Source organism: Kaistia nematophila (genome assembly GCF_026343855.1).
Classification (GTDB): Bacteria; Pseudomonadota; Alphaproteobacteria; order Rhizobiales; family Kaistiaceae; genus Kaistia; species Kaistia nematophila.
In genome coordinates this window covers 257,264-277,347 of record NZ_JAPKNK010000003.1, presented here as the reverse complement: position 1 = coordinate 277,347, position 20,084 = coordinate 257,264, and the positions used below count along the sequence as shown (strand labels likewise).

15 protein-coding genes and 1 other RNA gene are annotated in these 20,084 nt (G+C 67.6%); 15 read left to right on the top strand and 1 reads right to left on the bottom strand.

The window, feature by feature from the left end; all coding sequences use genetic code 11:
• Positions 1-6: 6 nt before the first annotated feature.
• The gene (locus tag OSH07_RS09795) at positions 7-3,636 is read right to left on the bottom strand and encodes a hydantoinase B/oxoprolinase family protein (RefSeq protein WP_266338448.1); all 3,630 of its coding nucleotides are present in this window, start codon (positions 3,634-3,636) and stop codon (positions 7-9) included.
• Positions 3,637-3,811: 175 nt separating this feature from the next.
• On the opposite strand from OSH07_RS09795, the gene OSH07_RS09790 reads away from it, so the two are divergent.
• The 15 genes from OSH07_RS09790 (at position 3,812) to murC (ending at position 20,012) form a co-directional block, all read left to right on the top strand.
• On the top strand, positions 3,812-4,528 hold the full coding sequence (locus OSH07_RS09790) for a J domain-containing protein (RefSeq protein WP_266338447.1): 717 nt from the start codon (positions 3,812-3,814) through the stop codon (positions 4,526-4,528).
• A gap of 2 nt (positions 4,529-4,530) precedes the next feature.
• A complete protein-coding gene (locus tag OSH07_RS09785; RefSeq protein WP_266338662.1) occupies positions 4,531-5,313 on the top strand; it encodes an N-acetylmuramoyl-L-alanine amidase in 783 nt (260 codons plus the stop codon).
• A 172-nt stretch (positions 5,314-5,485) separates the two neighbouring features.
• The gene (locus OSH07_RS09780; protein ID WP_266338446.1) at positions 5,486-5,986 is read left to right on the top strand and encodes a lytic transglycosylase domain-containing protein; all 501 of its coding nucleotides are present in this window, start codon (positions 5,486-5,488) and stop codon (positions 5,984-5,986) included.
• A gap of 239 nt (positions 5,987-6,225) precedes the next feature.
• An RNA gene (rnpB, locus tag OSH07_RS09775) (RNase P RNA component class A) lies at positions 6,226-6,617 on the top strand.
• A 532-nt stretch (positions 6,618-7,149) separates the two neighbouring features.
• Complete coding sequence (locus tag OSH07_RS09770) at positions 7,150-7,623, top strand: division/cell wall cluster transcriptional repressor MraZ (protein WP_266338445.1); 474 nt, start codon at positions 7,150-7,152, stop codon at positions 7,621-7,623.
• Positions 7,620-8,654, top strand: coding sequence for a 16S rRNA (cytosine(1402)-N(4))-methyltransferase RsmH (gene rsmH / locus OSH07_RS09765; protein WP_266338444.1), 1,035 nt, complete (start codon positions 7,620-7,622; stop codon positions 8,652-8,654). Before OSH07_RS09770 ends, rsmH begins: the two co-directional genes overlap by 4 nt.
• Complete coding sequence (gene ftsL, locus OSH07_RS09760; RefSeq protein WP_266338443.1) at positions 8,654-9,097, top strand: cell division protein FtsL; 444 nt, start codon at positions 8,654-8,656, stop codon at positions 9,095-9,097. Before rsmH ends, ftsL begins: the two co-directional genes overlap by 1 nt.
• On the top strand, positions 9,094-10,827 hold the full coding sequence (locus OSH07_RS09755; protein WP_266338442.1) for a peptidoglycan D,D-transpeptidase FtsI family protein: 1,734 nt from the start codon (positions 9,094-9,096) through the stop codon (positions 10,825-10,827). Before ftsL ends, OSH07_RS09755 begins: the two co-directional genes overlap by 4 nt.
• An 84-nt stretch (positions 10,828-10,911) precedes the next feature.
• Positions 10,912-12,372: a UDP-N-acetylmuramoyl-L-alanyl-D-glutamate--2,6-diaminopimelate ligase gene (locus OSH07_RS09750; RefSeq protein WP_266338441.1), complete on the top strand. Its 1,461-nt coding sequence runs from the start codon at positions 10,912-10,914 to the stop codon at positions 12,370-12,372.
• Complete coding sequence (locus OSH07_RS09745; RefSeq protein ID WP_266338440.1) at positions 12,369-13,820, top strand: UDP-N-acetylmuramoylalanyl-D-glutamyl-2,6-diaminopimelate--D-alanyl-D-alanine ligase; 1,452 nt, start codon at positions 12,369-12,371, stop codon at positions 13,818-13,820. Before OSH07_RS09750 ends, OSH07_RS09745 begins: the two co-directional genes overlap by 4 nt.
• A complete protein-coding gene (mraY, locus tag OSH07_RS09740) occupies positions 13,820-14,905 on the top strand; it encodes a phospho-N-acetylmuramoyl-pentapeptide-transferase (protein WP_266338439.1) in 1,086 nt (361 codons plus the stop codon). The genes OSH07_RS09745 and mraY overlap by 1 nt, the downstream gene beginning before the upstream one ends.
• A gap of 7 nt (positions 14,906-14,912) precedes the next feature.
• The gene (gene murD / locus OSH07_RS09735) at positions 14,913-16,313 is read left to right on the top strand and encodes a UDP-N-acetylmuramoyl-L-alanine--D-glutamate ligase (protein WP_266338438.1); all 1,401 of its coding nucleotides are present in this window, start codon (positions 14,913-14,915) and stop codon (positions 16,311-16,313) included.
• The gene (gene ftsW / locus OSH07_RS09730) at positions 16,313-17,473 is read left to right on the top strand and encodes a putative lipid II flippase FtsW (protein WP_266338437.1); all 1,161 of its coding nucleotides are present in this window, start codon (positions 16,313-16,315) and stop codon (positions 17,471-17,473) included. Before murD ends, ftsW begins: the two co-directional genes overlap by 1 nt.
• 4 nt (positions 17,474-17,477) lie before the next feature.
• Positions 17,478-18,596 (top strand): undecaprenyldiphospho-muramoylpentapeptide beta-N-acetylglucosaminyltransferase, encoded by a 1,119-nt coding sequence (murG, locus tag OSH07_RS09725; protein WP_266338436.1) that lies wholly within the window; start codon positions 17,478-17,480, stop codon positions 18,594-18,596.
• Between the two features lie 3 nt (positions 18,597-18,599).
• A complete protein-coding gene (murC, locus tag OSH07_RS09720; protein WP_266338435.1) occupies positions 18,600-20,012 on the top strand; it encodes a UDP-N-acetylmuramate--L-alanine ligase in 1,413 nt (470 codons plus the stop codon).
• The last annotated feature ends 72 nt before the right edge of the window (positions 20,013-20,084 follow it).

Here is a 20,084-nt window from a genome sequence, read left to right as displayed (position 1 = left end):
TCCGGCCTATGCCCTGCCAAATCCCCCGCCGGTGGGCGTCGTGACGATGACGGCCTCGCCGGCGGCGAGCACGGTCTGGTCGCAGCCTTCCAGCACCTCGACCCGGCCGTCGTTGCGGCGCACCTCGGTCTTGCCGAGGGCGCCGGGATCGCCGCCGTCGAGCCCGTGCGGCGCGACCGTCCTGTGCGAGGCGAGGATGGCGCATTCCATCGCCTCCAGGAATCGGATCGTCCGCCTGGTGCCGCCGCCGGCCGACCATCTTCCGCGCCCGCCGGAGCCCTCGCGGATATGGAAATCCTCGAGCAGGACGGGGAAGCGGAACTCCAGCACTTCCGGATCGGTCAGGCGCGAATTGGTCATGTGGACGTGCACGGCGTCGACGCCGTCGAAGCCGGTGCCGTCGTTGAAGACGCCTGCCGGGGCGCCGGAGCAGAGCGTCTCGTAATACTGGTAGGTCTGGTTGCCGAAGGTGAGGTTGTTCATCGAGCCCTGGGACGAGGAAAGCGCGCCCAGCGCGCCGAACAGCGCGTTGGTCACCTGCTGGCTCGTCTCGACATTGCCGGCGACGACGGCGGCCGGATAGCGCGGCGCCAGCATCGAACCCTCGGGAATGACGATGCGGATCGGCCGCAGGCAGCCGGCATTCATCGGGATGTCGCCCTCGACCATGACGCGGAAGGCATAGAGGACCGCAGCCCGCGTCACCGGTTCCGGCGCGTTGAAATTGGTATTCTGCTGCGGGCTGGTGCCGGTGAAGTCCACCGTCGCCTCGCGCTTCTCGCGGTCGACGCGGATCTTCACGCGGATCACCGCGCCCTGGTCGGTTTCGACGGCGAATTCGGAATCCTTGAGGCTCCCGAGCACCCGGCGCACGCTCTCGGCCGCATTGTCCTGCACGTGGCCCATATAGGCGGTGACGACATCGAGCCCGAAATGCTCGACGATCCGGCGCAGTTCCTGGACGCCCTTCTCGTTGGCGGCGATCTGCGCCTTCAGGTCGGCGACGTTCTGCGTGATGTTGCGGACAGGGTAGGGATGGTCGGTCAGCAGTTCGACCAGTTCGGCCTCGCGAAAGCGGCCCTGCTCGACGAGGACGAAATTGTCGATGAGAACCCCTTCCTCGTCGACGGTGGTGGCGCGCGGCGTCATCGAGCCCGGCGCCGTGCCGCCGATATCGGCGTGGTGGCCGCGGCTGGCGACGAAGAACAGGATTTCGTGGCCCGCATCGTCGAAGACGGGCGAGACGACGGTGATGTCGGGGAGATGCGTGCCGCCATTATAGGGCGCATTGAGCGCATAGACGTCGCCCGGCCGCATCGCCCTCCGGTTCAGCTCGATGATCGTCTCGACCGAGCGGTCCATCGAGCCCAGATGCACCGGCATGTGCGGCGCGTTGGCGACGAGCGCGCCGGTCGCGTCGAAGACGGCGCAGGAGAAATCGAGCCGCTCCTTGATGTTCACGGAATAGGCGGTGTTCTGCAGCGTCACGCCCATCTGCTCGGCGATCGACATGAAGAGGTTGTTGAACACCTCCAGCATCACGGGATCGGCGTCGGTGCCGATGGCATGGCGACGGTCGAGCGCCTCGACCCGCGTCAGCACGACATGGTCGCGGGCCGAGATTTCAGCCTGCCAGCCCGGCTCGACGACGATGGTCTGGTGCGGCTCGATGATCAGCGCCGGCCCGGCGACGATGGCGCCGCGCGCGAGGCTTTCGCGGCGAAATATGCCGGCGGGATGGGCCGCGCCGTCGGAAAAGATCGAGACGGTTTCGGAGGGCTTGGGCCGGCTCTCGGGGGCGTCGAGCGCCGGTTCCTCAATCGCGGCGCCGCCGCCGACCGCCTCGACCTCCAGGCTCTCGACGACGATCGCCTTGCCCTCGAAGACGAAGCCGAACTGCTTCCGGTGCGCCGCCTCGAACGCCGCGAGGATTTCATCCAGCGGTAGCCAGTCCGCGCCCGCCGCCAGAACCTCGACCGGCATCGCCGTGTCGGTGCCGTCATAGCGGAGATGCGCGCGGACGAAGGTCTCGGTGGCCTCGACGCCCTGTTGCGCCAGTTCGGCATGGACCTCGTCCGTGAGCGTCGAGGCGAGATCCAGAAGCTCGGGCAGCGCTTCCGGCGCCAGCTTCTGGACCACCGCCTTGCTGCGGCCGGCGCGGATGTCGGCGAGGCCCATGCCATAGGCGGAGAGGATGCCGGAGAAGGGATGCACCAGCACAGTCGTCATGCCGAGCGCATCGGCGACCATGCAGGCGTGCTGGCCGCCGGCGCCGCCGAAGCAGTTCAGCGCATAGTCGGTGACGTCATAGCCGCGCTGGACGGAGATCTTCTTGATGGCGTTCGCCATGTTCTCGACGGCGATGCGCAGGAAACCGTCGGCGATGTCCTCGGGCGTGCGGCCGTCGCCGATTTCGGCGGCGAGCGCCTCGAAGCGCTCGCGCACGATCGCGGCATCGAGCGGCTGGTCGCGGCCCGCGCCGAAAATCTTTGGAAAATGCTCCGGCCGCAATTTGCCGGTCATGACATTGGCGTCGGTGACGGCGAGCGGGCCGCCGCGCCGGTAGCTGGCGGGGCCGGGGTCGGCGCCGGCCGAATCCGGGCCGACGCGGAAGCGGCCGGCCTCGTAGTGCAGGATCGAGCCGCCGCCGGCGGCGACCGTGTGGATGCGCATCATCGGTGCGCGCATGCGCACGCCCGCGACCTCGGTTTCGAACGATCGCTCATAGACGCCGTCATAATGCGACACGTCGGTCGAGGTGCCGCCCATGTCGAAGCCGATGACCTGGCCGAAGCCCGCCTGCCGCGCCGTCTCGACCGCCGCCACGACGCCGCCGGCCGGGCCGGAGAGGATGGCATCCTTGCCGCGGAACAGCTCCGCCGCCGTCAGCCCGCCGGACGACATCATGAACATCAGGCGGGGCGAGGCGCCCTCCGTTCCGCCCAGCTCGGCGGAGACCTGTTCGACATAGCGGTTGAGGATCGGCGAGAGATAGGCGTCGACCACGGTGGTGTCGCCGCGCCCGACCAGCTTCATCAGCGGCGAGATCTCGTGGCTGACCGAGATCTGCGGGAAGCCGACGGAGCGAGCGATGTCGGCGACCCGCGCCTCGTGCCCGGGATATTTCCAGGCATGCATGAAGACGATGGCGACCGAGCGGATGCCGCTGGCATGGGCGTCGCGAAGGGCGGCCTCGACCTCGGCCGGATCGGGTTCGACCTCGACCGTGCCGTCGACCCGCACGCGCTCGGCAACCTCGACGACGCGCTCATAGAGCAGTTCCGGCTTGACGATCTTCTTGGCGAAAATGTCCGGGCGCGCCTGGTAGCCGATCGCCAGCGCGTCGCGAAAACCCCGGGTGATGAGGAGGAGCGTGCGGTCGCCCTTGCGCTCCAGTAGGGCGTTGGTGGCGACGGTCGTGCCCATCTTCACCGTGTCGATGGCGCCCGGCGGGATCGGCGCACCGGCCGGAACGCCCATCAGTTCGCGGATGCCCTGCACGGCGGCGTCGCGATAGGCGCCGGGATTTTCCGAGAGCAGCTTGTGGGCGCGGATACGGCCTTCCGGGTCGCGCGCGACGATATCGGTGAAGGTGCCGCCGCGATCGATCCAGAAGTCCCACTGCGTCATCGTCATGCTCCCCGTATCCTGCCGGTCCGGCCGCATGAGTACGGTTCGGCCGGCTTCCGTCAATCCGCAATGGCCGGAAGATCGCCCTGGCCGAGGGGCTGCGACCCGTCCTACGTGAATTGGCGACTGCGCGACACCCTGGACTCTCGCACTCGACGCCGCGGATGCCTATGATTCCGCCATGACAATCTGGCAACGACTCGGCGACCTCATATGCTCGCTTCCCGGCTCCTGCACCCTCGGGCGGGCGCTGGACGATTTGATCGAAACCGTCCGCACGATGCTGTCCGGCTCGCCGGAGGATCGGCGGCAGGTGGCGTTCTCCGTCTCGATGATCGCGCTCTCGGCCAAGATGGCCAAGGCGGACGGCGTCGTGACGCGGGACGAAGTCACCGCCTTCGAGCAATTGTTCGATATCCCGGCGGCCGAGCACCAGAACGTGGCGCGGCTGTTCAACCTCGCCAAGCAGGACGTCGCCGGCTTCGACGCCTATGCGCGCAAGCTCGCCGGCCTGTTCGAGCCGGGCTCGCCCGTGTTCGAGGACATCGTCGATGGCCTGTTCCACATCGCCAAGGCCGACGGCATGGTGCATCAGGACGAACTGGCGTTCCTCGACCATGTCGCGTCGATCTTCGGCATCGGCGAGGCGGCGTTCGCGCGCATCAGCAGTCGCCACATCGTGCCGGAGGAGGGCGACCCCTACCTCATCCTGGGCATCGACCGCGCCGCCTCGAATGACGACGTGAAGCGGCACTATCGCCGCATTGTCGCCGAGACCCATCCGGACCGGCTGATCGCGCGCGGCGTGCCGGCCGAATTTCTCGCGATCGCCACCGCCAAGCTCGCCGCGCTGAACGGCGCGTATGACCGCATCCGCCGCGAGCGGGCCTTCGCATGACCATGGAGAGAGACGTGCCTGACGCAGCCCTGCCGGATGCCAAGCTGCCGGGTGTGGCGTGGCGGCCTTCGCCCAATTTCGGACCGCGCGTCGGCGGCGCGCCTGTCGACATCCTGATCCTGCACTATACGGACATGAAGACGGCCGAGGCGGCGATCGGCCTGTTGAGCGACCCGGCCTCCAACGTCTCCTGCCACTATGTCGTCGGCGAGGACGGAACCATCACGCAACTGGTCGCCGAGGCGGATCGCGCCTGGCATGCCGGCGTCTCTTCGTGGCATGGCGCGACCGATATCAACTCCCGGTCTGTCGGAATCGAGATCGCCAACCTGGGCCATGACCATGGTTACCCCGATTTTCCCGACGAACAGATCGATGCGGTGATCGCACTTGCCTGCGACATTTGCGCTCGACACGGCATTCGTCCGGAACGAATCCTTGCTCACTCCGATGTTGCGCCCGCGCGGAAGCGCGACCCAGGCGAGAAGTTCCCATGGGGCCGCCTGGCTTCTGCCGGGCTCGGTCATTTCGTCGAGCCGGAACCGATTCGGGGCGGTCGTTTTTTTAGCATCGGTGAAAGTGGCGCGCCGATCGAGGCGCTGCAGGCGATGCTGGCGCTGTACGGCTATCCCATTCAGATCTCTGGAACTTACGATCAGGAGACGGAACAGGTCGTCACCGCGTTCCAGCGCCACTTCCGGCCCGAAAGGGTTGATGGAATTGCCGATTCTTCGACGATTGTGACGCTGCACCGTCTCGCTCGGGCGTTGTCCGACAAGGCCTGAGTTCCCCAGCGGCAGTTCGAAACTGTTCAGCCGGCAAATCATTTTGCCCGGCCGTTCGGGCGATCACGAAATGTTAAAGCCTGTAACCTGATTTCAGTTCGGGTGCCCCAATTCGGGACTCTTGGGCAACGAAAGGTGCCGCCATCGTCAACGATGTGAGTTACCCCCAGGTATGAAGAAGTTTTGCGTACTCGCCCTGACCGCCCTCGTCGCCACCAGCGGTCTCGCCATTGCTCCGGCGTCGGCCAAGTCTGGCCGACTGCTCAAGTCGAACGAAACGCGTATCGCCTCAGCCGACCGCAGCAGCTTCGATGATCTGATCCGCACCCACGCCGCGGCGAACAACGTTCCCCTGTCGCTCGCCCACGCCGTCATCACCGTCGAGAGCAACTACAAGCCCAACATGACGGGCAGCGTCGGCGAGATCGGCCTGATGCAGGTCCGCCTGCAGACGGCTCGCGGCATGGGCTACAAGGGCTCGGCCAAGGCCCTCTACGACCCGGCCACCAACATCCGCTACGGCATGATGTATCTCGGCCAGGCCCGCAAGCTCGCCGGCGGCGATCTTTGCGGCACCATCCTGAAGTACAATGGCGGCCATGGCGCCACCCGCATGACCAAGGGCCCGCTGCGCTATTGCGGCAAGGTCCAGCAGATCATGGCTTCGAACTAAGTTCGGACGTGGTCGGGGCGGTCTCGGCCGAAGCCTCTCGTGTTGCAGCGTTCGCTAGTGCGGGCGCGTACGGGGAGGACGCAAGACTGCCAGGCTCGATGTCGCCCGCCTTCGCGGGTGCCGCCTGAATCAGTTGCGGGCCGACAGGCCTCCTGACCGCCTTCAATGTCGGGTGCGGGGAACGACTTCCCCCTTGATGGGCTTGACCCGCACCCGTCGCCCCCCTAAGCCCCGCATTGCCAGTCGGCCGGACGACCGCTGCTGCAGGATCGAAAGGTCGCAGGGGAGGAAAGTCCGGGCTCCATGGAAACACGGTGCCGGGTAACGCCCGGCGGGGGCGACCCCAGGGAAAGTGCCACAGAAAGCAAACCGCCCGAGCGTTCGCGTCACGGGTAAGGGTGAAAGGGTGGGGTAAGAGCCCACCGCGGTCCCAGCAATGGGAACGGCACGGTAAACCCCACCGGGAGCAAGACCGAATAGGGGTGACGCGGGCGCGAGCCCAGCCTGTTTCCAGGCCGGTCACCCGGGTTGGTCGCACGAGGCGTCCGGCAACGGACGTCCAAGATGAATGGTCGTCACGCGGCGGTTCGCCGCCGCCCTACAGAACCCGGCTTACAGGCCGACTGGCATTCTTTCTTCCCCTGATCGTCGATCCGCATCGCCGGCCCCGCCGCGATGCCGTCCCGAGCGCGCCCTTGCCGGCCGCGCCCCGCCCGCAAGGGCCGCCCGCCGGATGGGAGCGCCTCCCACCGCGGCTCCCGATCCCCGCCGCGATCGCCTCGTCGCCGCCGGATGCCGGCCATTCCCATCGCCCCGCAAAATTAGGCCTTGGAAAAGTGCCGTGCCCGAACGGCCGAAATCATACGGATTCCTTATGCCCGCGCCGTCAAAAGCTACGGAAAATTAAGCTTAACCCGGTGTGATACGGGCGGTGGCGCCTGCCTGTCGTGGGGGCCGATTCCATTGACGCCCATATTCACCCATGGTATCCCAAATCATCCCGGTTCGAGGGCACTGCGGTCGGCAAACTCCGGTCGATCTGTGGCGCCGCATGGCATGCCGGGATGTTGTTTCCAGTCCGCGTCCATTGAGTGTGTTCCCGGCTCGCTGCGCGGGCGGGCTTTCAATGGGCATTTTCAAGGGGAGCGCCGGCGCGAAAGGTGATGGAGGAATTCGTTTCGACCTTCACCAACAGGCTGGACTCGAAGGGGCGGGTGTCGATCCCGGCATCGTTCCGCTCCGTGCTGGCGCGCGACGGCTTCGAGGGGCTCTATTGCTGTCCGACGCTGGACCAGAACGCGGTGGATGCGGGCGGCAATCGCCTCGTCAGCCAGATCCGCGCCAGCCTGACGCTGTTCGAGCCCTTCTCCGAGGACCACGAATTCCTCTCGACGACGCTGATCGGCGAGAGCGAGGTGCTGAGGATCGACCCGGAGGGGCGCGTGGCGCTGTCCGAGGTGATCAAGGCCCATGCCGGTATCGGCGACACCGTGACCTTCGTCGGTCAGGGCTACAAGTTTCAGATCTGGGAACCGGAGCGTTTCGTCGCCTATCGGGACGAGGCCAAGAACCGCGTGCGCGAATTGCGCCGCCGGCTTGGCGCGGGTCCGCGTTCCTCCGGAGGCGCGGAATCATGACGACCGGTGACGGCTCGAAGGGCGGCATCGCCGGCGGATCCGACCGCCACGTTCCCGTGTTGCTCGCCGAGGTGATCGAGCATCTCGCGCCCGTGGCCGGCGGCGTCGTCATCGACGGCACCTTCGGCCTCGGCGGCTACAGCCGCGCCATCCTCGACGCCGGCGCTTCGGTGATCGGCATCGACCGCGATCCGAACGCGATCGCCGACGGCCAGGCGCTCGTCGCCGAATATCAGGGCCGGCTGCACCTCGTGCATGGCCGCTTCGGCGATCTCGACGCGATCGCGGCAGGGCAGGGGCACGAGAAGGTCGACGGCGTCGTGCTCGATATCGGCGTTTCCTCGATGCAATTGGACGAAGCCGAGCGTGGCTTTTCCTTCCGCTTCGACGGCCCCCTCGACATGCGCATGAGCCAGGAAGGGCCGAGCGCCGCCGACGTCGTCAACACGATGGAAGCGCGCGACCTCGCCCGCATCATCTCGGTGCTCGGCGAGGAGCGCCGGGCCGCCGCCGTCGCGCGCGCCATCACGCAGGATCGCGTCGCCAAGCCCTATCTGCGCACCAGCGAGCTTGCCGGCCTGGTCGAGCGCGTCGTCGGCAAGAAGCCGACGGATCCGATCCATCCGGCGACCCGCACGTTCCAGGCGCTGCGCATCTACGTCAACCAGGAGCTCGACGAGCTCGGCCGGGCGCTGGCCGCCGCCGAGCGCGTGCTGAAGCCGGGCGGCCGCCTGGTCATCGTGTCGTTCCATTCGCTGGAAGACCGCATCGTCAAGCGCTTCCTGGCCGAACGCAGCGAGGTCCGGGCGGGCGGCTCGCGGCACATGCCCGAGCGCGTTCTCGCGGCGCCGACCTTCACGCTGGCGATCAAGGGCGCGGTCGTCGCGGGCGACACCGAGACGGCGCGCAATCCGCGGGCTCGCTCGGCCAAGCTGCGCGCAGGCATCCGCACCGAGGCGCCAGCGCGGCCGTTCGACGCCGAGGCGGCCGGCGTTCCGGCACTACCTGAATTCAAAGTGGCGAGGTCGTAATGCTCCGGGCACTCAACGTCATCTGGGTTGCTTTGATGGTGGCCGGCGCCGTCGTCACCTATGCCATGAAGGATCGCGCCGGCCGCGCCGCCGATCACGTCATGGAGCTTCGCCGCGAGATCGTGCGCGAGAAGGACATGATGAACATCCTGCAGGCGGAGTGGAGCGTGCTCGATCAGCCGTCCCGTCTGCAGGACCTCGTCCAGCGCTATGGCTCCTATCTGCACCTCGCGCCGCTCGACGTGCGCCAGCTCGCCAGCATCGAGGACGTGCCCGACAAGCCGATCGAGGTTCCGGGCGCCTCGCTCGACCGCATGATCACCAGCGGCGTCGCCAAGTCGGGCGCCGCGAAGCCGATCGTCGCCAAGCCCACCACGGCGCAGGCAAGCGTCGCCAAGCCCCGTCCCCGTGACATCGTGGCTCAAACGGGAGCGAACCCATGACGATGACGCTGACCGACCGTCCCGGCATGTTCAGCCCCGCCAATGGCGGGCGTCATGTCGCGCTGAAGGGAGCGAGCAAGGCGCGCCACGACCAGACCCGCAGCCGCATCGCGCTGACCATGGTCGCCTTCATGCTCGTCTATGGCGTCATCGGCGGCCGTCTCGTCATGCTCGGCATGAGCGACCAGGCCGGCTCCGCCGCCCGCGGCAGCGCGGCCCAGGCGGTCGCGACCGCGCGTCCCAACATCGTCGACCGCAATGGCGAGATCCTCGCCACCGACATCAAGACCGCCTCGCTCTTCGCCGAGCCGAACAAGATCGTCGACCCCGACGAGGCGACCGAACTGATCACCAGCGTCCTGCCGGACCTCGACGCGGCGCAGCTGCGCAAGAAGCTGTCGACGCAGGCCGGCTTTGTCTGGGTCAAGCGCGAGATCACGCCGAAGCAGCAGTCCGAGATCCACAATCTCGGCATTCCCGGCGTCGGCTTCCTGACCGAGAACCGCCGCTTCTATCCGGGCGGCCCGGCCGCGGCCCATATCGTTGGCCTCGTCAACATCGACAATCAGGGCATTGCCGGCATCGAGAAGGCGATCGACGAGCGCGGCCTTGGCGATCTGCATGGCGCGGGCTTCGCCATGAAGGGCGCCGACATGCAGCCGGTGAAGCTGTCGATCGACATGCGCGTCCAGCACATCCTGCGCGACGAGCTCGTCGGCGCGATGCAGCGCTACCAGTCGGTCGCCGCCATGGGCGTCATCCTCAACGCCAAGACCGGCGAGGTCATGGCGATGGCGTCACTGCCCGATTTCGACCCGAACACGCCGACCGACGCCAACAAGCCGGACCGGCTGAACCGCCTGACCGCCGGCACCTTCGAGCTCGGCTCGGTGTTCAAGAGCTTCACCTTCGCGATGGCGCTTGATTCCGGACGCGTGAAGATGACGGACAGCATCGACGCGCGCTTCCCGATCCATGTCGGCCGCAACGTCATCCGCGACTTCCACGCCAAGGCGCGCTTCCTGACGGTGCCGGAGATCTTCCAGTATTCGTCCAACATCGGTACGGCCAAGATGGCGCTCGCCGTCGGCCAGGAGGAGCAGCAGGCCTATCTGAAGAAGTTCGGCCTCTCGACCCGGCTGAAGACCGACCTTCCCGAAGTCGCGACGCCGCAGGTGCCGAAGCGCTGGAGCCAGGCGACGCAGCTGACCGTCTCCTTCGGCCACGGCATCGCCATCACGCCAATGCAGGCGGCCGTCGCCGATGCGGCGCTGGTCAATGGCGGCCACCTTCTGACGCCGACCTTCTTCCCGCGCACGCAGGAAGAGGCGATGGCCGACTCCACGCAAATGGTGTCGAAGAAGACGAGCGACGAGATGCGCTGGTTGTTCCGCTTCAACGCCGTCAAGGGCTCCGGCCGCAATGCCGACGTCCCCGGCTATGTCGTCGGCGGCAAGACCGGCACGGCCGAGAAGATCGCCAACGGGCGCTATGTCGAGGGCCATTACCTGAACTCGTTCCTGTCGGCCTTCCCGATGGACGATCCGGAATATGTCATGCTGATCTCGATCGACGATCCGAAGCCGGAGAAGCCCGGCCTGCCGGCGCTCGCGGCCTGGAACGCCGCGAATGTCAGCTCCAACGTCATCCGTCGTGCCGCCGCAATTCTGGGCGTCCAGCCGCGCAGCGAGAACGAAAGCCACCCCGACGCCATGCTTGTGTCGTATTGAGGTTCGAAGAGCGGGCCTTTGGAAGGGCCTGCGCGCCCCATACCTGGCGCGAAACAGGAACGATCGGGAGGGTTCGACCCCAGAATGCGGCTCGGTGATCTAGCTTCGAACGACTTCTCGCTTTCCGCCGATCAGGCGGAGATCGAGATTTCCGGCCTTACGGCGGACAGCCGCGCTGTCGAGCCGGGCATTCTGTTCGCGGCGCTGAAGGGCGTGGCGGCGGATGGCGCCCGCTTCGCGCCGGATGCGGTGAAGCGGGGCGCTGCGGCCATTGTCTGCGGTCCCGACTCGGTCCTTCCCGACGATCTCGGCGTGCCGGTGCTGCGCGCCGCCGATCCGCGCATCGCGCTGGCGCATCTCGCCGCCCGCTTCTATCCCCTGCAGCCGGAAAACCTGGTCGCCGTCACCGGCACCAGCGGCAAGACCTCGGTCGCCGCCTTTGTCCGCCAGATCTTCGAGATCGCCGGCAGGAAGTCCGCCTCGATCGGCACCATCGGCGTCGTCTCGCCCGACGGTTCCGACTATGGCAGCCTGACCACGCCCGATCCGATCCAGCTTCACCGGATCCTCGACCGGCTGGCTCGCCAGGGCGTCACCCACGCGGCGCTCGAGGCGTCGAGCCACGGCCTCGATCAGCATCGGCTCGACGGCGTTCGCCTGACGGCGGCGGCCTTCACCAATCTCGGCCGCGATCACATGGATTATCATCCGACGGTCGAGCACTATCTCGAGGCCAAGCTCAAGCTGTTCGGCAATCTCCTGCCGGAAGGCCGCACCGCCGTCGTCGACGCGGACGGTCCCTATGCGAAGGCGGTCATGGACGTGGCGCGCCGCCGCGGGCAGCGCCTGATCGATGTAGGCCGGGCAGGGCGGTCGATTCGCCTCGTCAAGGACGAGCCCGATCTCTATAGCCAGTCGCTCGAGCTCGACGTCTTCGGCACGCCGATGCATGTCCGCCTGCCGCTCGCCGGCGGTTTCCAGGTTTCGAACGCCCTCGTCGCCGCCGGCCTCGCCATCGGCGCGGGCATCGAGCCGCGCATCGCCATCGAGGCGCTCGGCTCGCTCGTCGGCGCGCCGGGACGGCTGGAGCGGGTCGGCGTCACCGACAAGGGCGCGCTCGTCTTCATCGACTACGCCCACAAGCCCGACGCCCTCGACCATGCGCTCGGCGCGCTGCGGCCGATGACCCGCAAGCGGCTCTTCGTCGTTTTCGGCGCCGGTGGCGACCGCGACGCCGGCAAGCGCCCGCTGATGGCCGAGGCGGCCCGGCGCAATGCCGACGTGGTGATCATCACCGACGACAATCCCCGCTCGGAGGATCCGGCCCGCATCCGCGCCGAGATCCTGGCCGGCGCGCCCGATTCGATCGTCATCCCCGATCGCCGCACCGCCATCCTGGAGGCCGTCTCCATGCTGGGCGAGGGCGACGTGCTCTGCGTCGCCGGCAAGGGCCACGAGACCGGGCAGATCGTCAACGGCGTCGTGCTGCCTTTCTCGGACCATGAGGTGGTCGCCGCGGCGCTCGCCGCGGAGGCGCGCACATGACCGACAAGCTCTGGACGTTCGATGATTTCGTCGCCGGCATGAAGGGGCGTCCGACCGCCGTTGGCCCGGCTGTTTCCGGCATTTCGATCGACAGCCGCACCGTGCAGGCCGGCGACGCCTTCTTCGCCATTCGCGGCGATCGCTTCGATGGCCACCGCTTCGTCGGCGCCGCGGCCGGCCACGGCGCGACCGTCGCGGTGGTGGCGGCAGACCAACTCGCCGGCCTCGGCCGGATGACGATTCCGCTGGTCGTCGTGCAAGACGTGCTGGAAGGGCTGCAGGATCTTGCCCGCGCGTCGCGCGCCCGCTCGACCGCCCGCATCGCCGCGGTGACCGGTAGCGTCGGCAAGACCTCGACCAAGGAGATGCTTGGCCATGTGCTTGCCGCGCAGGGGCCGACCCACTTCTCGCCGGCGTCGTTCAACAATCACTGGGGCGTTCCGCTGACCCTGTCGCGGATGCCGGCCGATGCCCGCTTCGCCGTGTTCGAGATCGGCATGAACCATGCCGGCGAGATCACCCCGCTGGTGGCGCAGGTTCGGCCGCATGTCGCCATCATCACCAACATCGAGGCCGTGCACCTCGAATTCTTCCCCGACGGCGTCGACGGCATCGCCCGCGCCAAGGCGGAGATATTCTCCGGTGTCGAGCCGGGCGGGGCCGCCATCCTGAATGGCGACAGCCCGCAGTTCGAGCGGCTGGCGCTGCTCGCCATGGACGCCGGCATCGACAATGTCCTGTCGTTCGGCACGGGCCGCGACGCCGACGCGCGGCTCGAAGCCCTCGACATGCAGGCGGACCACTCGCGCGTCAGCGCCCGCATCCTCGACCAGCTGGTCGAATTCACCATCGGCGCGCCGGGTCGCCATCTCGTCCAGAATTCGCTCGCGGTGCTGTTGGCGGTATCGAAGCTTGGCGGCGATGTCGCCGAGGCGGCGGCCGCGCTTGGCGGGCTTTCCGCGCCGAAGGGGCGCGGCGCCCGCCACCGCCTCGCGATCGGCCAGGGCGATGCGACGCTGATCGATGAGAGCTACAACGCCAGCCCGACCTCCATGCGCGCGGCGATCACCGTCCTGGCGCAGGCGCGGACGGCCGGAGCCGGCCGTCGCATCGCCGTGCTCGGCGACATGCTGGAACTCGGCGACGACACGCTGAAGCTGCACGCAGAACTGGCCGAGCCGCTCGTCGCGGCCGGTATCGACCGCGCCTATCTGGCGGGCCCGTCGATGCGAGCCCTCTGGGAGGCCTTGCCCGACGCCATGCGCGGCCATTATGCCGAAACGGCAAATGAGCTAGAGGCGATTCTCCTCGACGAGCTCGGCGCCGGCGATGTCGTGATGGTCAAGGGCTCGAATGGCAGCCGCATGGCTCCCATCGTCGAGACATTGAAGACCCGATTTACCCCGGCCCCCGTCGAGAGCGATCCCGCCACTGAAGGACCCGTCTGATGCTGTACCTGCTGGGGGATCTCTCCGCGCAATTCTCGGGCCTCAACGTCTTCCGCTACATCACCTTCCGTGTTGGCGGCGCGACGATGACGGCGCTGATCTTCGTCTTCCTGTTCGGCCCCGCCATCATCCGCGGGCTCAAGCTCAAGCAGGGCAAGGGCCAGCCGATCCGCGAGGACGGGCCGCAGAGCCATCTCGTCACCAAGAAGGGCACGCCCACCATGGGCGGCCTGATGATCCTGTCCGGATTGATCGTCTCGACGCTGCTCTGGGCCAATCTCTCCAGCTTCTATGTCTGGACGGTCCTCGGCGTGACGGTCGGCTTCGGCCTGATCGGCTTCTATGACGATTATCTCAAGGTCACGAAGCAGAGCCACAAGGGCTTTTCCGGCCGTTCGCGCCTCGCCGTCGAGTTCGCCATCGCCGCTGTCGCCTGCATCGCCATCTCGCGCCTCTCGGCCGGGCCGCTCTCCGACGCGCTGACCTTTCCCTTCGTGAAGGGCTTCGTCATCGATCTCGGCTGGTTCTTCATTCCGTTCGGCGCCTTCGTCATCGTCGGGGCCGGCAATGCCGTGAACCTGACCGACGGCCTCGACGGCCTCGCCATCGTGCCGGTCATGGTCGCCACTGCCTCGTTCGGCGTCATGGCCTATCTCTCCGGCAACGCCATCTTCGCCGAATACCTGCAGATTCATTTCGTGCCCGGCACGGGCGAGCTCGCCGTGCTCTGCGGCGCGATGCTCGGCGCCGGCCTCGGCTTCCTCTGGTTCAACGCGCCGCCGGCGGCGATCTTCATGGGCGATACCGGCTCGCTCGCGCTCGGCGGCATGCTCGGCGCCATCGCCGTCGCAACCAAGCACGAGATCGTGCTCGCCATCGTCGGCGGCCTGTTCGTGCTCGAGGCGGCCTCGGTCATCATCCAGGTGCTGTCGTTCAAGCTGACCGGCAAGCGCGTCTTCAAGATGGCGCCGATTCACCACCATTTCGAACAGCTTGGCTGGACCGAGCCGCAGGTCGTGATCCGCTTCTGGATCATCGCGGTCGTGCTGGCCCTGATCGGCCTCTCCAGCCTGAAGATCCGGTAGCCACAGCATGACGCCGATCACCTCCTTCGCCGGCAAGTCGGTCGCGGTCTTCGGACTGGGCGGCAGCGGCCTCGTCACCGCGCAGGCGCTCGTCGCCGGCGGCGCGGAGGTCTCGGCCTGGGACGACAAGGCGGAGGCCGTCGCCAAAGCGGCCGCGCTCGGCATCCCGACCGTCGACCTGCGCGGGCTGGATTTCTCCCGCGTCGACGCGCTGGTGCTGTCGCCGGGCGTGCCGCTGACTCACCCGAAGCCGCACTGGACCGTCGAACTCGCCAAGGCGGCCGGCGTCGAGATCATCGGCGACATCGAGCTCTTCTGCCGCGAGCGGCGGGCGATTGCCCCGTCGGCGCCCTTCATTGCCATCACCGGCACCAACGGTAAGTCTACGACGACGGCCCTGATCGCCCATCTCTTCCGCGTCGACGGCTGGGACGTGCAGCTCGGCGGCAATATCGGCACGGCGATCCTCTCGCTGGATCCGCCCGCCAAGGACCGTATCCACATCGTTGAGTGCTCGTCGTTCCAGATCGACCTGGCCCCGACCATCGACCCGACCGTCGGCATCCTGCTGAACCTGACCGAGGACCATCTCGACCGGCACGACACGATGGAGCGCTATGCCGCCATCAAGGCGCGGCTGGTGCGCGGCGCCGGGACGGCGGTTGTCGGCGTCGACGACGACTGGTGCTCGACCATCGCGTCGGATCTCGACAAGCGCGGCGTGGCGGTCGAGCGGATCTCCGTGCGCCGGCCGGTCGCCAATGGCTATTTCGTCGACAAGGGACGCATCGTCGAGGCCGACGACGCCGTCATTCGCGAGGTCGCGAATCTCGACGGCATCGGATCGCTGCGCGGCGCACACAATGCGCAGAACGCTGCCGCAGCGATCGCGGCGGCGCGCGCGCTGAGCATCTCCGAGGCCGAGATCGTCGAGGGGTTGAAGAGCTTTCCGGGCCTCGCCCATCGTATGGAGCGTGTCGCGCGGATCGGCCGGGCGCTGTTCGTCAACGACAGCAAGGCGACCAATGCAGACGCCGCCGAGAAGGCACTGGCGAGCTATGACCGTATCTACTGGATTGCCGGCGGCAAGCCGAAGACCGGCGGCATCACCAGCCTCGCCTCGTATTTTCCCCGGATCGCCAAGGCCTATCTGATCGGTGACGCGGCGGAGGAATTCGCGGCGACGCTGGCGGGCAAGGTCGAGACGGTGATGTCAGGTACGATGGATGTCGCGGTCGCCGATGCGGCCCGCGACGCGGCGACGGACGGCGCGGCGGAGCCTGTGGTGCTGCTGTCGCCAGCCTGTGCGTCCTACGATCAATATTCCAATTTCGAGCAGCGCGGCGATCACTTCCGCTCTCTCGTCCTGGCGCTCGACGGCGCCAAACCGTTCGTGGAGGTCAAGTGATGGTCAGCCGGGCCGATCGCAGCGTCTTCGCCGAATGGTGGTGGACGGTCGACAAGTATCTCCTGTTCGGGTTGCTCGCCCTGATGATCGGCGGCGTCGTGCTGTCGCTCGCCGGCAGCCCGCCCGTGGCCGAGCGCATCGGTCTCGACAGCTTCCACTTCGTGAAGCGCCACGTGATGTTCATGGTGCCGACGATCGCCATCATGATCGGCACTTCCTTCCTGTCGCCGCGCAACGTCCGCCGCACGGCGCTGATCGTCTTCGCGATCTCGGTCGTGCTGATGTTCGCGACGCTGTTCATCGGCCAGGAAGTGAAGGGCGCCCGGCGCTGGATCAACATCCTCGGCTTCTCGCTGCAGCCGTCCGAATTCGTCAAGCCGGCCTTCCTGGTGCTGTCGGCCTGGCTCTTCACCGAGAATTCGCGCCGCAACGATATCCCGGGCAACATCTTCGCCATGCTGCTGCTGGCGATCGTCGCCGCGCTGTTGGTGGCGCAGCCGGACCTCGGCCAGACCATGCTGGTCGTCATCGCCTGGTCGGCCGTGTTCTTCATGGCGGGCCTCTCCTGGTTCTGGATCGCCGGCCTCGCCGGTCTGGCCGCTCTCGGCATCGTCGCCGCCTATACGGTGTTTCCGCACTTCGCCGGTCGCATCAACCGCTTCCTCGATCCCGGCGCCGGCGACACCTTCCAGGTCGATACCGCGCTGAACTCGGTGATCCACGGCGGCTGGCTCGGCCGCGGACCGGGCGAGGGCGTCGTCAAGCGTATCCTGCCGGATAGCCATACCGACTTCATCTTCGCCGTCGCGGCCGAGGAATTCGGCATCATCCTCTGCATGGGGCTGGTGCTGATGTTCGGTTTCGTCGTCGTGCGCGGCCTGAGCCACAGCCTCAAGAACGAGGATGCCTTCGTGCGCCTCGCCTCCGCCGGCCTGCTGGTGCTGTTCGGCGTGCAGTCGGTCATCAACATGGCGGTGAACCTGAACCTGATGCCGGCCAAGGGCATGACGCTGCCGTTCATCTCCTATGGCGGTTCGTCCATGCTGGCGCTCGCCTTCCAGATGGGCCTCGTGCTGGCGCTGACGCGCCGCCGCTTCGAGCCCGCGCGCCTGACCGCCGGCTTCAGCCGCTTCGCCACCACCCGGCCGAAGGCAGCCTGACGCGATGAACAGGACGATCCTGCTTTGCGCCGGCGGAACGGGCGGCCATCTGTTCCCCGCCGAGGCGCTCGCCTACGCGCTGAAGGATCGCGGCTGGTCCGTGCATCTGGCGACGGATCATCGCGCCGAGACCTACGGCCAGAACTTTCCGGCCGACGAGACGCACATCATCCGCTCCGCGACCCCTTCGGTGAAGTCGCCCAAGGTGCTGCTGGCGGCGGCCTGGAGCCTCTGGCAGGGCTATCGCCAGTCGAAGGCGATGCTGAAGCGGCTGCGGCCCGCCGCCGTCGTCGGATTCGGCGGCTATCCGACCGTGCCGCCCCTTCTGGCGGCGGTGCATCTGCGCATCCCGTCCGTCGCGCATGACGCCAATGCCGTGCTCGGCCGCGCCAACCGGCTGCTGGCGTCGCGGGTCAGCGCGGTCGCGACCAGCTTTCCGGAGGTCGGCCATGCCGATGCCGGCAGCGGCAAGGTCGTGCAGACCGGCAATCCCGTCCGGCAGATGGTGATCGACGCCAGCAAGCTTCCCTATCCGGCCCAGCCGGAAGGCGGCCCGCTGAAGCTCGTCGTCTTCGGCGGCAGCCAGGGCGCGCGCTTCTTCTCCGACCTCTTGCCCGAGGCGCTCGCCAAGCTCGACGCCGCTTCGCGCGCCCGGCTTTCGATCGTCCAGCAGTGCCGGCCGGAGGACATGGACCGTGTCCGCGCCGCCTATGACAGGCTCGGCGTCACGGCGGAACTGGCGTCGTTCTTCAAGGACATGCCAGCGCGGATCGCCGCGAGCCATCTCGTCGTCTCCCGCTCGGGCGCTTCCACGGTGTGCGAACTCGCCGTCATCGGCCGGCCTGCCATCATGGTGCCGCTTCCCGGCGCCATCGATCAGGACCAGAGCGCCAACGCGCTCGTCCTCGCCAGGGCGGGCGGCGGCTGGGTCGTCCCGCAGGCCGAGTTGACAGCCGACCGCCTGGCGCGCGAATTGACCGCTTTCCTGGCCGAGCCGGGCCGTCTGGCCCAGGCGGCGGCCGCAGCAAGATCCGTCGGACGCCCCGACGCCGTTGAACGCCTGGCCGACCTGGTCGAGCGCGTTGCCGGCGGAAAGCGCCCCGACGGATCCACCGGAGTTTAAGTCATGAAAATGCCCCGCGACATCGGGTCGGTCCATTTCGTCGGCATCGGCGGCATCGGCATGAGCGGCATCGCCGAGGTGCTGGTCAATCTCGGATACCGGGTGCAGGGATCGGACACGGCCGAGAACGCCAATGTCCAGCGCCTGAAGGCGAAGGGCGTTGCCGTCGCGGTCGGCCATGACGCCGCCAATCTCGGCGATGCGCGGGTCGTCGTCGTCTCCTCGGCCATCAAGGCCAGCAATCCCGAGCTAAAGGCCGCCCGCGAGCGGCTGCTGCCCGTCGTGCGCCGCGCCGAGATGCTGGCCGAGCTGATGCGCCTGAAGAGCGCCATCGCCATCGCCGGCACGCATGGCAAGACCACCACCACCTCCATGGTGGCGGCGCTGCTCGACGCCGGCGGCTTCGACCCGACCGTCATCAATGGCGGCATCATCAACGCCTATGGCACCAATGCCCGCATGGGCGCCAGCGACTGGGTCGTCGTCGAGGCGGACGAGAGCGACGGCACCTTCGTCAAGCTGCCGGCCGACGTCGCGCTCGTGACCAATATCGATCCCGAGCATCTCGACCACTACGGCACCTTCGACAAGGCGCGCGACGCCTACAAGCAGTTCATCGAGAACATCCCGTTCTACGGCTTCGCCGTGATGTGCCTCGACCATCCGGAAGTGCAGTCGCTGATCGGCAGGATCGAGGATCGGCGCATCATCACCTATGGCGCCAACCCGCAGGCCGACATCCGCTATGGCAATCTGCGCAACGAGGGCGGCAAGTCGATCTTCACCGCCAGCATCCGCGACCGCGTGACCGGCGAGACCGCGGAGCTGGTGGACCTCGTGCTGCCGATGCCGGGCGAGCACAATGTGCAGAACGCGACCGGCGCCATCGCCGTGGCGCATCACCTGGGCATTTCCAACGACGCGATCCGCAAGGGGCTGGCGGCGTTCGGCGGCGTCAAGCGCCGCTTCACCCATACCGGCTCCTGGAACGGCGTCGAGGTGTTCGACGATTACGGCCACCATCCGGTCGAGATCGCCGCCGTGCTGAAGGCGGCGCGCGCCTCGACCAAGGGCCGGGTGATCGCCGTCGTCCAGCCGCATCGCTATACCCGTCTGCGCGACCTGTTCGACGGCTTCTGCACCTGCTTCAACGATGCCGACACCGTTCTGGTGGCGCCCGTCTATGCCGCCGGCGAAACGCCGATCGAGGGCATCGACAGCGACCATCTCGTCGACGGCCTGCGGGTTCGCGGCCATCGCGACGCCCGCGCGCTCGAAGGCCCGCAGGCGCTCGCCGCCGAGATCGCCGCGATCGCCAAGCCGGGCGACTATGTCGTCTGCCTCGGCGCCGGGTCGATCACCAGCTGGGCCTATGCCCTGCCGGGCGAGTTGGAGGCGCTCGCCGCGCTCGCCTGACCGGCCCCGGTTCCCACTGCCGGGGACTGTTGTCCGATTGTCATGTTGAATCCGTAAAGCACCCCGGTTGTC